Raw genomic sequence first — 275 nt, 5'->3', positions numbered from 1 at the left:
CCGGACGCCAGGCGATCCTGCTGGAAGTGATTCTGCCGGGTGCCGCACCGAGCATCATCACCGGCCTCGCCATTGGCATGGGTACCTCCTGGTTCTGCCTGGTGACGGCGGAAATGATCGCTGGCCAGTACGGCATCGGTTACTACACCTGGGCGTCGTACACCGTGCAGAACTACCCGGACATCGTGGTCGGCATGTTGCTGATCGGCGTGCTGGGCATGGGCAGCAGTTTGTTGATCAAGCGCCTGGGTGGGCTGTTCACGCCTTGGCATCGA

The 275-nt window shown here is 62.2% G+C and carries 1 protein-coding gene; it reads left to right on the top strand.

From position 1 onward, the window contains the following. Nucleotides 1-275, top strand: a 275-nt coding sequence (locus tag OC610_RS29215; protein ID WP_264433326.1) for an ABC transporter permease, incomplete at both ends; no start/stop codon positions are given.

It is taken from the genome of Pseudomonas agronomica, assembly GCF_025917275.1.
Lineage (GTDB): Bacteria > Pseudomonadota > Gammaproteobacteria > Pseudomonadales > Pseudomonadaceae > Aquipseudomonas > Aquipseudomonas agronomica.
The sequence above is the reverse complement of the archived record's forward strand: the minus strand, read 5'-3'. Positions and strand labels throughout refer to the sequence as shown.